We start from the raw sequence: 13066 nt of genomic DNA on the forward strand, positions 1-13066 counted from the left end.
TGTCCACCCAGCAAGGAACCAGCACCCTCCCTAAGGACATGACGCTCTGTGCCCACGCTGAACCTGGGAATCCTCGCGCACGTAGACGCGGGTAAGACAAGCCTCACCGAGCGGCTGCTGCACGCCGCCGGAGTGATCGACGAGATCGGCAGCGTCGACGACGGCAGCACCCAGACCGACACCCTCGCGCTGGAGAGACAGCGCGGCATCACCATCAAGTCCGCCGTGGTCTCGTTCACGCTCGACGACGTCACCGTCAACCTGATCGACACCCCCGGCCACCCCGACTTCATCGCCGAGGTCGAGCGGGTGCTGGGTGTGCTCGACGGCGCGGTGCTCGTCGTCTCCGCGGTGGAGGGCGTCCAGGCCCAGACACGCATCCTGATGCGCACCCTGCGACGGCTGCGGATCCCCACCCTCGTCTTCGTCAACAAGATCGACCGCGGCGGCGCGCAGGACGGCCGGACCCTCACCGCCCTGGCCGAGCGCCTCACCCCGTCGGTGGTCCCGATGGGACGGCCCTACGGACTCGGCACACGCGACGCGCACGTGGTGCCGTACGACACCCACGACACCGCGTTCACCGCACGGCTGCTCGACGTCCTCGCCGAGCACGACGAGGGGCTGCTGGCCGCGTACGTCGAGGACGCGGTCTCCTACGAAGGGCTGCGCCGCGCCCTCGTGGAGCAGACCCGGCGGGCACTGGTACACCCCGTGTTCTTCGGCTCGGCGATCACGGGAGCGGGTGTGGGCGAGCTGATCGGCGGTCTCACGGAACTGCTGCCGGCCGTCGAGGGCGACACCGAGGGGCCTGCCTCCGGCACCGTCTTCAAGGTCGAGCGGGGACCGGCGGGGGAGAAGATCGCCTACGCGCGGGTGTTCTCCGGGACCCTGCGGACCCGTGACCGGCTGGTCTTCCGGGACGGACGAGAGGGCAAGGTCACCGCGATCAGCGTCTTCGACCGGGGCGGAGCGGACCGCGTGGCATCGGTGACGGCGGGCCGCATCGGCAAGTTGTGGGGCCTGACCGACGTCCGTATCGGCGACACCTTCGGCGAGGCGCCGCGCGCGGAGCCGCCGGGGCACCACTTCTCGCCGCCCACCCTGGAGACCGTCGTCGTCCCCGCCCGCCCGCGCGACAGGGGAGCGCTGCACCTCGCGCTCACCCAGCTCGCCGAACAGGACCCGCTCATCGCGCTGCGGCAGGACGAGCTCCGCCAGGAGATCTCCGTCTCGCTGTACGGCGAGGTCCAGAAGGAGGTCATCCAGGCGACCCTCGCCGAGGAGTACGGACTTGCGGTCACCTTCCGCGAGACGACGCCGCTGTGTGTCGAACGGCCTGTCGGCACGGGCGCGGCGGTCGAGTTCAACAAGAAGGATCCCAACCCCTTCCTGGCCACCGTGGGTCTGCGTATCGACCCCGCCCCGGTCGGCTCGGGCGTCACGTTCCGTCTGGAGGTGGAGCTCGGTTCGATGCCGTACGCCTTCTTCAAGGCGGTGGAGGACACGGTGAACGAGACCCTGAGGCAGGGCCTGCACGGCTGGCAGGTGACCGACTGCACGGTCACCATGACGCACTCGGGCTACTCCGCGCGGCAGAGCCACGCCCACCAGGGCTTCGACAAGAGCATGTCGAGCACGGGTGCGGACTTCCGGGGCCTGACCCCGCTGGTCGTGATGACCGCGCTCAGTCGGGCGGGCACCCGGGTGTACGAGCCGATGCACCGCTTCCGGATCGAGGCCCCGGCGGACACGCTCGGCGCGCTGCTGCCGGCTCTCACCCGGTTGCGCGCGGCCCCGGGGACCACCTCACTGCGCGGGCGTGCCTGTGTTCTCGAGGGCCGGGTGCCGGCCGCCCAGGTGCACGAACTTGAGCAGACGCTGCCGGGGCTGACCCGCGGCGAGGGCGAGCTGGAGTCCGCGTTCGACGACTACGCCCCGGTGACCGGTGGCGCGGTACCGAGCCGCCCGCGCACCGACAACAACCCGCTCGACCGGGAGGAGTACCTGCTGCGGGTGATGCGGAGGGTGCCGGGGCGAGCGGCGGGGGTGCCGTCATGAGACGCGACGAACGCACCGGAGGGCGCACGGGTGTTGACATAGGCGGTAAATCGCCCTGAGTGTAATGTACATGGCAAAGTTACGTGTGCGTCTGTGCGGCGTTCTCGTGGCTCTCACCGGCCTCCTGGCGGCCCCGGGCGCACGGCCCGCGGCCGCCGACTCCCTTCCCGACTCCCTCTGGTTCGACGCCCAGGCGTCCGCCACCCTCACCGTCCAGGGCGGCCGCCTCACCGACGGCCTCGGCCGCGAGGTCGTGCTGCGCGGCTACAACGTCTCCGGCGAGACCAAGCTGGAGGAGAACAGCGGACTGCCGTTCGCCTCCGTCGTCGACGCCCGGAAGTCGGCGACCGCCCTGCGCACCCTCGGCGGCGGCAACACGGTCCGCTTCCTGCTCTCCTGGGCCCACGCCGAGCCGGTGCGCGGCCAGGTCGACACGGCCTACCTGGCCGCCGTCACCGACCAGATGCGCGCGTTCCTCGACGCCGGTATCCGTGTCTACCCCGATTTTCATCAGGACCTCTACTCCCGTCACCTCTTCAACCAGGGCAGTTGGTACACCGGCGACGGCGCGCCCAAGTGGGCGGTGGATGCCGGGAACTACCCCGCCGAGTCCTGCGGGATCTGCCTGTTCTGGGGTCAGAACATCACCCAGAACCAGGCGGTGACGAAGGCGTCGTACGACTTCTGGCACAACGCGAACGGGGTGCAGGACGCCTTCCTCGCCACCGCGCAGAAGACGATGACGTACATCCAGCAGCACCTGGCCGAGGACGAGTTCGTGCGAGTCGTCGGGTTCGACCCCTTCAACGAGCCCTATGCGGGCACCTACGACGGCGGGCAGAGCAGCCGCACCTGGGAACGGGACGTGCTCTGGCCGTTCTACGCGAGGTTCCGCGCGCGAATGGACGCGGCAGGCTGGCGGGACAAGCCCGCCCTCGTGGAGCCCAACCTCTTCTGGAACGCCAACATAGCCGGCCAGAAGCAGGAGGGCGGACTCCTCGACGCCGGCACGATCGGCCCCCGGTACGTCTTCAACACCCACTTCTACGACCAGAAGGCCATCTCCGGCATCCTCATGTGGGGCAAGGCGGGCGACGGGCAGTACGCGACGGACTTCGGCACGGTGCGCGACCGGGCCGGCGCCCTGGGCACGTCCGCGATCGTCAGCGAGTTCGGCCACCTGCTGTCCGGCTCGGTCGCCGACAAGGCGCCGACCGTGCTGAAGGCGATGTACCAGGCGCTCGACTCCCGTGTGAAGGGCGCGAGGTGGTGGTCGGACCCGGCGGACTCCGGCCCGGTGCTCTCCGGCACGCAGTGGCAGTGGGACCTCTACAACGGCCGCCACCACGAGCTGATGAACGGCAACCCCGACAAGGTCCTCACCTCCGGTGACGCCTGGAACGACGAGGACCTCTCCGCCGTCGCCCTCGACGGCTCGGGCACCCCGGTGCTGCGCCAGGACGCCCGGTTGCTGGACCGGCTCTACCCGAGCGCGACCGCCGGTACGACGGTGGCCTTCACCTACGAGGACCGCTCCCGGGACGGCTCGACGACCCTGACCTGGAACCCGGTGCCGAGCTCGCTGCCGAACGTGGCGCGGCTGGTGGGCTCGGGGCAGTACGGCCTGCTGGTGTGGCGCTCGAACGGATCGGCGGCGCCCACGGAACTGCACCTGCCGGCCTCCTTCCCGGCCGCGTCCACCACCGTGGTGTCCGACCTCGGCGCCACCGCGGGGCTGCCCGCCTACACCAGGTCGACCCCGGTCGCCGTGGCGAACGAGGCGGGCGGCACGGGCAGCAAACGGCTCCTGCTGACCGCCTCCGACACGGGTGCCGTGCACTACGCGCTGGTCACGAACGGGGCCACGGCTCCGTCCGCGTCCCTGTTGAGCGCGGCGCGGACGGAGCTCGCGGCGTGGGCGGCGAAGGAGTTCAGCTAGCGGACGGGCCGGTCCAGTCGGCGGGGACGTGCGCGAGGCGCACCCGCTGCGGGTGGTCTCCGACCGGGACGGAGACCACCTTCTGGCCCGTCGCGAAGTCGATCGCGGTGACCTGGTCGGCGCCGCTCTCCGAGATGATGCAGTCCTTGCCGTCACCGCTCACCGTGGCCCAGTAGGGCTTGGAGGCGGTGACGAGCGGGCCCTCCTGGAGGGTGGCGCGGTCCACCACGGTCGCGTAGTCGTCCATCGTGCCCGCGACGCACAGCTTGGTGCCCGCCGGGTTCATCGAAATGCCGTGGTGGCGGGAGTCGTTGACCCAGGTCGTACGGTCCTCGCTGGTCGCCGGGTTCTTCGGCAGGGTCCTCACCCGGGTGATCCTGTCGGTGGCGACGTCGTACTCCAGGAAGCCGTTGAAGAACGACACCTGGAAGTAGAGCTTCGACTCGTCGGGGGTGAAGACGGCGGGCCGGACCGCGTCGGAGAAGTTCTTGAGCCCGATCGCGTCCAGCCGGTCGCGCATGTCGATGATCTTCACCTGTTTGAAGGTGGTGGCGTCCACGACCGTGATGTGTCGGTCGCCCTTCGTCCAGTCCAGGGACGGGTCGTCGAGCGAGGTGTTGACGTCGCCGATCGCCATGTTCCAGATGTACTTGCCGTCCTTGGTGAAGATGTTCTCGTGCGGCTTGTCACCGGTGGTGAACTCGCCCAGCTCCTTACCGGTGTCGATGTCGAGCACCTGCACCTTGTTGGCGGTGGAGGCGGAGACGGCGACCCGTGTGCCGTCGGGGGAGACCGCCATGTGGTCGGCTCGGTAACCCGCCACGGGGAACCGCCAGTTGATCTTCCCGGTGGCGAGGTCGATGGAGACGACGTCCGCGAAGCTCGGCCGGGAGACGACCATCGACCTGCCGTCGGGCGTGGAGTACATGTCGTCCACGAACTGGTCGTGGCCCTCGCCGACGCTGTTGCGGATGGCCATGAAGTAGATCCACTTGATGGGATCGGCGTTGATCTCCTTCAGGCGCGCCTCCTTGTCGGGGATCACGTTGATGCGGCCGATCCTCGCGAAGTCGCCGCTGGACTTGATGACATCGGCGGTGCCGTCCCAGTTGTTGCCCACGAACATCACCTCGCGCAGCGCGGCGGAGGAGTCCTGCGCGGCGGCGGCCGTCGCGGTGCCGCCCGTGGTCAGGGCGAGAGCGGCGGCCAAGGAGAAGAGGTGCCGGGATCTGAGAACAGGCATGGTGGGGTCCCTGTCTTGGGGCGGAAGTCTGAACACGCTTGGGTTCAAAGTGACTTACTGGAAAGTAAGGAAGGGGCGACCCTCTTCACAAGACTCCGCGCACGACAAAATTGAGCGACAGGCGAACGGATCATCGAACGGTGAGGGGGAGCGGGTGGCGGGCAGGCTCAAGCAGCCGACGGGCCGGTACGGCGGCAGGACGGCCGAGGAGCGGCAGGCCGAGCGACGCCGGCGGTTCCTGGAGGCGGGCCTCCAGCTGTTCGGCGCCGGCCCCGGCTACCGGTCCACCACGGTGGCCGCGCTGAGCGAGGCGGCGGGGCTGTCGACACGGCAGTTCTACGAGGAGTTCCACACCTTGGAGGACGTGCTGGCCGCGCTGCACCTCCAGGTCAACGACTGGGCGGAACAGGCCGCGACCGCCGCCCTCGCCGAGGCCGGCGACCTGCCGCTCGCCGAGCGCGCCGCCGCGGTGTTCAGGGCCTACGCGGCCAACGTCACCTCCGACCCGCGCCGGATCCGTATCGCCTTCGTCGAGATCATCGGCGTCAGCCCCCGCCTCGAGGAGCAGCGGCTCGAACGCCGCTCCCGTTGGGTGGACTTCATCCGTGCGGAGGCCGCCCGGGCGGCCGCGCGCGGTGAGGCGGCACCGCGCGACTACCGGCTCGCGGCCACCGCGTTCATCGGCAGCGTCAACGGTCTGCTCCACGACTGGCGAGCCGGCTGGGTGGACGCCACCCTGGACGAGATCGTGGACGAACTGGTCCGCCAACTCCTGGCCATCCTGCGCCCGCCGGACTGGCCGCCGGACGCCTGAACCCACCGCTCCCTCGAGAACCCGCCGGACTCCGGTGCGCGTCCCCGCCGACGCGAAGGGGCTGTGGCCGATCGGCGCGGTCACCGGCCGGATGGGCCGCGCTGTACAGCGCCTGGATGCGGTGATCTCGTCGCTCGTCCAGGCGGACCAGGAGCGGATCGCCGGCCCGCACCCCGACCGCACGCCCCATGCTTCCTGCGCCGCTGTCAGCGACCCGGACGGCAACGGCGGCAACGGCCGGCTGCTGCAGGAGATCACGGAACGTCTGCCCGGCCGGTGACAGGATCGTCCCGGTGGTCGTGTCCTGAGGGGCGGTGCGCCAGGGCTCGGGTCCGTGCGGTGACTTCGTCCGCGGACACCGCGCACCGGCGGACGAGCACGTCCTCCAGGGCGGCCAGCCAGAGGCGGTAGTAGTTGTAGGACTCCTTCGGCGCCGAGGTGGTCTCCCATGCTCTGATGCGGGCGATCAGCGCGGCTTGGAATTCCGGCCAGGTGACAGTGCCCGCCTCGTACAAGCTGACGGCCATGCCGAAGGCGCGGCTCTCCCACGGCTCGGCGAACACCAACTCCCCGTTGGAGCGCGGCGGTGCGGCCGGCCCCTCGATGTCCAGCGGCGCGCTCATGGTGCCGTCACCTTGGCCACCCCGACCATCGCGTCCCGCGTCACCAGGGGTACGAGCTCCTCCTCGGACAGGTTGGCTCCTCCACGTGTTCGCCGCGCAGGTTGCGGGCGCGGGCGTCGATCGCGCCCGCGGCCAGGGTGGCGCTCTCGGTGAGCATCAGCTCCGCGCCGTTGAGCCGGCGTCCGAAGTAGCCCTCGTCCAGGTAGGCGGCTCGGTCCAGGCGCTCGTGCGCGTGCCGGAAGGCGTCCGGGTGGTCCAGCGGGCCATCGTCGCAGCTCCACCGCCGCGCGGCCGCAGGTGGCCGTGATCCGCCTACTCGTCCCAGGCCTGGACGAGAACCTGCTCGGTGATCCTGCCGTTCCGCAGCGACGCCATCGAACTGGCCAGCACCCGCACGCCGTCCGGGTACTCGCAGGACTCGGTGAACGCGACATGGTCGCCCTGGACGACGCACTGGTCCAGGTGGTGGGTCATGTCGCGGCTGTAGACGTCGCTGAGCATCTCGCTGATCTGGTCCCGGCCGTGCAGGACCTTGGGGTGGCTGGGCTGGGTGTTGCGGTCGACGACGCGTATCTCCGCGTCGTCCGCGTACAGCGACAGCAGAGCCGCCGTGTCTTCTCCTTCGATGCCCCGGCGCAGAGCCTCCGTGTCGAAGCCGGCGCCTGCCGCGGTGCCCATGGTGACCTCCTTCGACCTCCTTGGAAGGCCGTGGCCCGGCGAGCGGCGGGCCGCTTGAGGGCCTCTGCTTCGAGCCTCCCCCCGGCGCGCGGCACCGGCAAACGCGCCGGGGCCGGTGCACCTCTCGGGTGAGCGGCGCCGGGGGCCCGTGACCGCGAGCCGCGGGGTGCCGTTGCTGAAGGCATGTTCTCAACACGACGCATCGTCGCAGCGGTCGGTCTCGCCGTGGGCGCAGCCGGTCTCGGCGCGCCGCCGGCCACCGCGGCGACCGCAGGCACCCCGGACGCCGGCAGGCTCAACCCGGTCACCGTGCTCGACTCACTGGCCCGCAGCGGGGTCCCCGCGGAGCACCGGAACGAGATCCCCCGGCTGTCCGGCCAACTGTCGGGCCTGAACCATCTGCACGACCTCAACCAGCTCCACCAGGCCACCGATCTGGCCGCACCCGTCACGGGGCTGCTCCCGGCCGTCCGGTAGCGCGGCGACGGCGCAAGGCCCCCGGTCGTCGACGGCCGGGGGCCTTGACATTCCCCCGGGTCCGCCGGAGCATCGCGGTGATCAGTGAATAGGCTTTCACTATGCGAACAGGGGAAACCGTCGTGCCCGTCTCCCGCGAACTGTTGATCGGCGGCAAGGACGTGCCCGCCGCGTCCGGCCGCACCACGGCCGACGTCAACCCCTACACCGGTGATGTCTACGCCACGGTGGCGGCCGCCGGCCCGGAGGACGTCCGACGCGCGGTGGACGCGGCGGACGCGGCCTTCCCCGCCTGGGCGGCCCTGGCACCCTTCGCCCGTCGCGCGATCTTCCTCAAGGCGGCCGACCTGCTGGACGCCCGTGGCGAACAGGTGGCCGAGATCATGGCGCACGAGGCGGGCGGCACCCGGCCCTGGGCCCACTTCAACGTGGCCCTCGCCGCGAACATCCTGCGCGAGGCGGCAGCCGCGATCACCGCCCCGCGCGGTGAGGTCCTCAGCGCCCAGGAGGTGGGCGCGCTCGGACTCGCGGTGCGTGAACCGCTGGGCGTGGTGGCCGCGTTCGCCCCGTGGAACGCGCCGGTCATCCTCGGCGTACGGGCCGTGGCGGCGCCGCTCGCCGCGGGCAACACGGTGGTCGTCAAGCCCAGCGAGGACGCGCCGATCGCCTGTGGGCTGCTGGTCGCGGACGTGCTGCGCGAGGCCGGGCTGCCGGACGGCGTTCTGAACGTGGTCACCAACGACCGCGAGGACGCGGCCGAGATCGCCGAGGCGCTGATCGGCGACGAGCGGGTGCGGGCGGTCAACTTCACCGGCTCGACGGGCGTGGGCCGGATCATCGGTGAACTGGCCGCGCGCCACCTCAAGCCCGCCGTCCTCGAACTGGGCGGCAAGAACGCGGTCATCGTGCTGGACGACGCCGACGTGGACTACGCCGTCGACGCGGTCACCTTCAGCGTGTTCATGAACGCCGGGCAGATCTGCATGTCCGGGGACCGGATCCTCGTCCACGAGTCCCTCGCCGAGGAGTTCACGGAGAAGTTCACCGCCAAGGCGGCCTCGCTGCGGGCAGGTGATCCGGCGCATCCGCAGACCGTGGTCGGGCCGCTGGTCAGCCCGACGGCCGCGCAGCGGGTGGCCGGCCTGGTGCGGGACGCGGTGGCCAAGGGGGCCGAGGTCCTCGTCGGAGGGGAGCCCGAGGGTGCGGTGCACCCGGCGACCGTCCTCACCGGTGTGGGGAAGGATGCGGAGCTGTACCACGCCGAGTCGTTCGGCCCGGTGTGCGTGCTGCAGACATTCGCCGACGACGACATCGCGGCCGACCTCGCCAACGACACCGAGAACGGGCTGACCTGCGGCATCATCACCGAGAACGCCACCCACGGGCTGGCCGTCGCACGCCGGGTGCGCACCGGCATCGTGCACATCAACGACCAGTCGGTGGCCGACGAACCGCACGCGCCCTTCGGCGGAGTGAAAGCCTCCGGTTACGGCCGCTTCGGCGGACGCTGGGGCATCGAGGCGTTCTCCAACACCCGCTGGGTCACCATCGCCACGCAGCACGCCCACTACCCCTTCTGACCTCGCTCACCTCCGCTTCTCGCCCGCCCCGGCCCGCCATGCACGCCGGGGCGGGCCCCCTGTCCTTCGACGAACGGCTGAATCCCGGCCTTGATCTCCGCAGCTTTTAAGGCAGTCGCTTGACTGGCCCCGGTGGCTGGGATTGCCTGACGGCGTGGGGGCCGCCGGATCGGAGGAGAAGCCGTGACCGTTCCCCAGCAGCCGCTGAGCTACCCCTTGTCGAGCGCCGGCGCACTGGAGCCGCCCGCCGAATGGGCCGCACTGCGGCGTGAGTGCCCCGTCGCCCGGGTGAGGCTGCCCAGCGGCGACGAGGCATCGCTGCTGACGCGCTACGAGGACGTCAAACAGGTCCTGTCCGACGAGCGGTTCACCCGCCGGCTGGACGCCGACGACGCGGCCCGCATCACGGCCACCGAGTCGGGCGGAGTGTTCAGCAACGAGATGGCCCTGGCGATCCCGCAGAGCGGCGAGGCGCACCGGCGCTGGCGCCGGATGGTGACCAAGTGGTTCACCGCCAAGCGGATGGCCGCGCTGCGGCCGGGCATCGAGGCGATGGCCGACCGGCTCGTCGACGCCATGGTCGAGGGCGGCCGGCCCGCGGACCTCAAGGCGAGCCTCGCCTTCCCGCTGCCCGTGTGGGTGATCTGCGACCTGCTCGGCGTCCCCGACTCGGACCGGGACCGGTTCTCGTACTGGTCCGATGCCCTGCTCAACCTCACCCGCTACACCCAGGAGGAGGTCGACGAGGCGGAGGCCGAGTTCAACGCCTACATGACCGAGCACCTCGCCGCCGAGCGGGCCGCGCCCGGGGACGACCTGCTCGGCGAACTGATCGTCGCCACCGGACCCGACGGCTACCGGATGTCCGACGGGGAACTGGTCGCCACGGGCAGGGGCCTGCTGGTCGCCGGGCACGAGACCACCGCCAACATGATCGGGAAGATGGTGGCCATGCTGCTGTCCGACCGGAGCCGCTGGGAGCGGCTGCTGGCGGACCGCTCGCTGGTGCGCTTGGCGGTGGAGGAGGCGCTGCGGTTCGACGCCAACGCCGGGATCGGGATGCCGCGCTACATCGGAGAGGAGGTCGAGGTCGGCGGCACCGTCCTGCCGCGCGGCACGACCGTGATGTGCAGCATGGCCGCCGCCAACCGGGACGAGACCGCCTTCGCGGACGCCGATGAGATGGCACTCGACCGAAGCCCCAACCCGCATCTGGCCTTCGGCGTCGGCGCGCACTCCTGCCTGGGTCAGGCCCTGGCCCGTACCGAACTGCAGACCGTCCTCGACGTGCTGTTGCGTAGGCTTCCCAGCCTGGACCTCGCCGTTGCGGCCGAGGACCTGCGGCGGCTCGAGGGACTGGTCGTCGGAGGGTTGAGCGAAGTCCCCGTACGGTGGTGATCACGGCCGGCAGGGCGGTACGGGCGGAGCAGGCGAGTGCCACCCGGACGCTGATCCTGAGCGTGGCGGAGCGGCTGTTCGCGGAGCGCGGGGTCCACGCCGTGTCCAACCGTCAGGTCAGCGAGGCCGCCGGCCAGGGCAACAACGCGGCGGTCGGCTACCACTTCGGCACCAAGGCCGACCTGGTGCGCGCGATCGTACGGCGGCACGCCGACCGCATCGAGGAGATCCGCCTGCGCCTGCTGGACGACACGCGCGGCTCCACGGACGTACGGGACTGGGCGTCCTGCCTGGTGCGCCCCATGGCCGAGCACCTGGCGGCGCTGGGCGGCCCCACCTGGTTCGCGCGGTTCTGCGCCCAGGTGATGACCGACCCGGCCATGCGCGCCATCGTGATCGAGGAGTCCCTGACCTCCCCGTCGCTGCGCGAGGTGCTCGACGGCCTGGACCGCTGCCTTCCCGACCTCCCCCCGGAGATCAGGGCCGAACGCGGTGACATGACCCGCGAGTTGATCCTGCACATGCCCGCGGAACGGGAACGCGCCCTCGCCGACGGCATGCCCACCTCGCGAGCCACCTGGCACGACGCCGCCACCGGCCTGACCGACGCGATCGTCGGCCTCTGGCTGGCTCCCGCGACCCGGGACGGGTGACTGACCCGCGACGGGTGACGACTCCGGTCGCCGCCTCCCAGTACGCCTGGGTTTCGCCATGAGCGACTCCGGCCCGGCCGCCGGCCGCCGTCGCAGCGTGTCAGCCGTGCCCCTCGCGCTCCCCGTGGTGGTGGTGCTCGCAGCAGATGCGGGGGCCGTGCGACGGCCGGTCGTCCCGCGGGGCGTCAGCCGCTCCGGCCTGTGCCAGGCACTCCGCCCGCTGGGCCGTCTCGACCATCCTGTGGCTGTCCGACGCGGCGTTGGCCAGGCTCGCGCAGCACACCGTCAGCAACAGGGCGCCCGCGACGAACGGCAGGGTCCGTCGTGGGGGAGGCGGCGCGAGCAACGCCCGTACGCGCTGGGGTACCGCGCCCCCGGTCGCGGAGAGTACGGCCGGGCGCGAGGCGTCGGCGGACGCCAGGGCCGCCTGTCCCACCGCACGGGCGACGACCGTACGGCTGCCGATCCGCGCCGCGGCCTCCTCGTCGGCCCACCGCTCGAGCACGAAGCCGCCCGCGTCGGCCAGTGGGCGCAGCAGCGGATTGACGGCCGCGGTGAGCCGCCACACGGTCTGGAACAGATGGTGCCTGCCGCGCAGGTGGGCCCGCTCGTGCGCCAGCAGGGCCTCCCGTTCGCCGTCGCCGAGGCAGCGCAGCATGCCCCGGGACACCACGATCCGTCCGGGCGTGCCCGGCAGTGCGAAGGCCTGCGGCATGTCGTCGTCGAGCACGGCAAGTTCCGTGTCGCCGGGCAGCCGCGCGCACTCCCGCCGGGCCCACGCGACCCGGCGGGCCTGTCGCACGGCGGCGACGGCCAGCGACACGACGCCCGCGGCCAGGGCGAGGGCGCTGACCGCCGCGACGGCCAGCGACACCGGGTCCTCGGCGCGCAGCGCGGACACCGACCAGCGTCCCTCCGCGGCGACCTCGGGGATCTGGGCGAGGCCGGTGAACGCCAGCAGGGCCAGCGACCCCATCCAGCCCGCCGCCGTCACCAACGCCGCGCACGCCAGCGCCCAGGCGGCCGGGCGCGGCGCGAGGGTGCGGGCCGGCCGGGGTGCGAGCACCGTGAGCGCGGCGGTGACCAGGAACGGGACGTAGACGCTGATCAGCACCGGCTCAGCGCCCCTCGGGCTGGTGCCCGTCGTGTCCGGCGAGCAGCCGCTGCAGCAACTGCTCGTCCTCCTCGGACAGTTCGGAGACGAACCGGGTCAGCACCGCCTCGCGGTCGGCGCCGCCCTCCAGCAGCGTGTGCATCCGTTCGGCGGTGTGGGACGCCTCGTCCCGGGCCGGTGCGTACGCATAGCCGCGCCCCTCGCGGTGCCGTACGAGCATGCCCTTGTCGTACAGCCGGGACAGGATCGTCAGCACGGTCGTGTACGCCAGGTCGCCCGGCAGCCGCTCGCGGACCTCACGTGCGGTCAGTGGACCGTCGGCCGCCCAGAGGGCCGCCAGCACACCGCTCTCCAGTTCTCCACGCGCCCGCCTGCCGGATGCCCCGCCGGACTCCGGGTTCCTCCGGTCGTGCACCGTGGTTCACCTCCCCTTTCCGCTCGGCCCACAGACTACCGGGCGAGCTACTACTAGTTGTAGGAAGTATG

The 13066-nt window shown here is 71.5% G+C and carries 14 protein-coding genes; 8 read left to right on the top strand and 6 right to left on the bottom strand.

What is annotated here, in order from left to right; all coding sequences use genetic code 11:
- Positions 1-48 precede the first annotated feature (48 nt).
- Positions 49-2061, top strand: a complete 2013-nt coding sequence (locus SY2F82_RS15415; protein WP_200419642.1) for a translation factor GTPase family protein — start codon at positions 49-51, stop codon at positions 2059-2061.
- A 70-nt stretch (positions 2062-2131) separates the two neighbouring features.
- Positions 2132-4000, top strand: a complete 1869-nt coding sequence (locus SY2F82_RS15420; protein ID WP_200419643.1) for a cellulase family glycosylhydrolase — start codon at positions 2132-2134, stop codon at positions 3998-4000.
- On the opposite strand, the gene SY2F82_RS15425 is transcribed toward SY2F82_RS15420, so the two are convergent.
- The gene (locus SY2F82_RS15425; RefSeq protein WP_200419644.1) at positions 3993-5243 is read right to left on the bottom strand and encodes a YncE family protein; all 1251 of its coding nucleotides are present in this window, start codon (positions 5241-5243) and stop codon (positions 3993-3995) included. The genes SY2F82_RS15420 and SY2F82_RS15425 overlap by 8 nt on opposite strands.
- A gap of 154 nt (positions 5244-5397) precedes the next feature.
- On the opposite strand from SY2F82_RS15425, the gene SY2F82_RS15430 reads away from it, so the two are divergent.
- Together SY2F82_RS15430 and SY2F82_RS15435 are read left to right on the top strand one after the other, a co-directional pair.
- Complete coding sequence (locus SY2F82_RS15430) at positions 5398-6057, top strand: TetR/AcrR family transcriptional regulator (RefSeq protein WP_200419645.1); 660 nt, start codon at positions 5398-5400, stop codon at positions 6055-6057.
- A gap of 34 nt (positions 6058-6091) precedes the next feature.
- A complete protein-coding gene (locus tag SY2F82_RS15435) occupies positions 6092-6337 on the top strand; it encodes a hypothetical protein (protein WP_200419646.1) in 246 nt (81 codons plus the stop codon).
- On the opposite strand, the gene SY2F82_RS15440 is transcribed toward SY2F82_RS15435, so the two are convergent.
- The 3 genes from SY2F82_RS15440 to SY2F82_RS15450 are packed head-to-tail and all read right to left on the bottom strand — an operon-like array spanning position 6312 to position 7358.
- Complete coding sequence (locus SY2F82_RS15440) at positions 6312-6680, bottom strand: nitrile hydratase accessory protein (RefSeq protein WP_200419647.1); 369 nt, start codon at positions 6678-6680, stop codon at positions 6312-6314. The genes SY2F82_RS15435 and SY2F82_RS15440 overlap by 26 nt on opposite strands.
- Positions 6681-6720: 40 nt before the next feature.
- On the bottom strand, positions 6721-7095 hold the full coding sequence (locus tag SY2F82_RS39880; protein ID WP_374707169.1) for a hypothetical protein: 375 nt from the start codon (positions 7093-7095) through the stop codon (positions 6721-6723).
- Complete coding sequence (locus SY2F82_RS15450; protein ID WP_200419648.1) at positions 6993-7358, bottom strand: nuclear transport factor 2 family protein; 366 nt, start codon at positions 7356-7358, stop codon at positions 6993-6995. The genes SY2F82_RS39880 and SY2F82_RS15450 overlap by 103 nt, the downstream gene beginning before the upstream one ends.
- A gap of 183 nt (positions 7359-7541) precedes the next feature.
- On the opposite strand from SY2F82_RS15450, the gene SY2F82_RS15455 reads away from it, so the two are divergent.
- The 4 genes from SY2F82_RS15455 (at position 7542) to SY2F82_RS15470 (ending at position 11466) form a co-directional block, all read left to right on the top strand.
- Positions 7542-7835, top strand: coding sequence for a hypothetical protein (locus SY2F82_RS15455; RefSeq protein ID WP_200419649.1), 294 nt, complete (start codon positions 7542-7544; stop codon positions 7833-7835).
- 101 nt (positions 7836-7936) lie between these two features.
- Entirely contained in the window at positions 7937-9415 is a 1479-nt protein-coding gene (locus SY2F82_RS15460) for an aldehyde dehydrogenase family protein (protein WP_374707164.1), read from the top strand.
- Positions 9416-9598: 183 nt separating this feature from the next.
- Complete coding sequence (locus SY2F82_RS15465) at positions 9599-10813, top strand: cytochrome P450 (RefSeq protein ID WP_200419650.1); 1215 nt, start codon at positions 9599-9601, stop codon at positions 10811-10813.
- Positions 10807-11466 carry a TetR/AcrR family transcriptional regulator gene (locus SY2F82_RS15470; protein WP_200419651.1) on the top strand — a complete coding sequence of 220 codons (660 nt, stop codon included), beginning with the start codon at positions 10807-10809 and terminating at the stop codon, positions 11464-11466. The genes SY2F82_RS15465 and SY2F82_RS15470 overlap by 7 nt, the downstream gene beginning before the upstream one ends.
- A gap of 100 nt (positions 11467-11566) precedes the next feature.
- Here the strand turns inward: SY2F82_RS15470 and SY2F82_RS15475 are convergent, their stop codons facing one another.
- Together SY2F82_RS15475 and SY2F82_RS15480 are read right to left on the bottom strand one after the other, a co-directional pair.
- Entirely contained in the window at positions 11567-12580 is a 1014-nt protein-coding gene (locus tag SY2F82_RS15475) for a M56 family metallopeptidase (RefSeq protein WP_200419652.1), read from the bottom strand.
- Positions 12581-12584: 4 nt separating this feature from the next.
- A complete protein-coding gene (locus SY2F82_RS15480) occupies positions 12585-12995 on the bottom strand; it encodes a BlaI/MecI/CopY family transcriptional regulator (protein ID WP_200419653.1) in 411 nt (136 codons plus the stop codon).
- Between the last annotated feature and the right edge of the window lie 71 nt (positions 12996-13066).

Origin of the sequence: Streptomyces sp. Y2F8-2 (genome assembly GCF_014905555.1) — a bacterium.
Taxonomy (GTDB): Bacteria; Actinomycetota; Actinomycetes; order Streptomycetales; family Streptomycetaceae; genus Streptomyces; species Streptomyces cynarae.

What these genes read in the sequence shown, in the direction of transcription:
- SY2F82_RS15455 (WP_200419649.1), top strand. Translation starts at nt 7,542, where the DNA reads ATGTTCTCAACACGACGCATCGTCGCAGCGGTCGGTCTCGCCGTGGGC.
- SY2F82_RS15450 (WP_200419648.1), bottom strand. Translation starts at nt 7,358, where the DNA reads ATGGGCACCGCGGCAGGCGCCGGCTTCGACACGGAGGCTCTGCGCCGG.
- SY2F82_RS15425 (WP_200419644.1), bottom strand. Translation starts at nt 5,243, where the DNA reads ATGCCTGTTCTCAGATCCCGGCACCTCTTCTCCTTGGCCGCCGCTCTC.
- SY2F82_RS15420 (WP_200419643.1), top strand. Translation starts at nt 2,132, where the DNA reads ATGGCAAAGTTACGTGTGCGTCTGTGCGGCGTTCTCGTGGCTCTCACC.
- SY2F82_RS15440 (WP_200419647.1), bottom strand. Translation starts at nt 6,680, where the DNA reads ATGAGCGCGCCGCTGGACATCGAGGGGCCGGCCGCACCGCCGCGCTCC.
- SY2F82_RS15460 (WP_374707164.1), top strand. Translation starts at nt 7,937, where the DNA reads ATGCGAACAGGGGAAACCGTCGTGCCCGTCTCCCGCGAACTGTTGATC.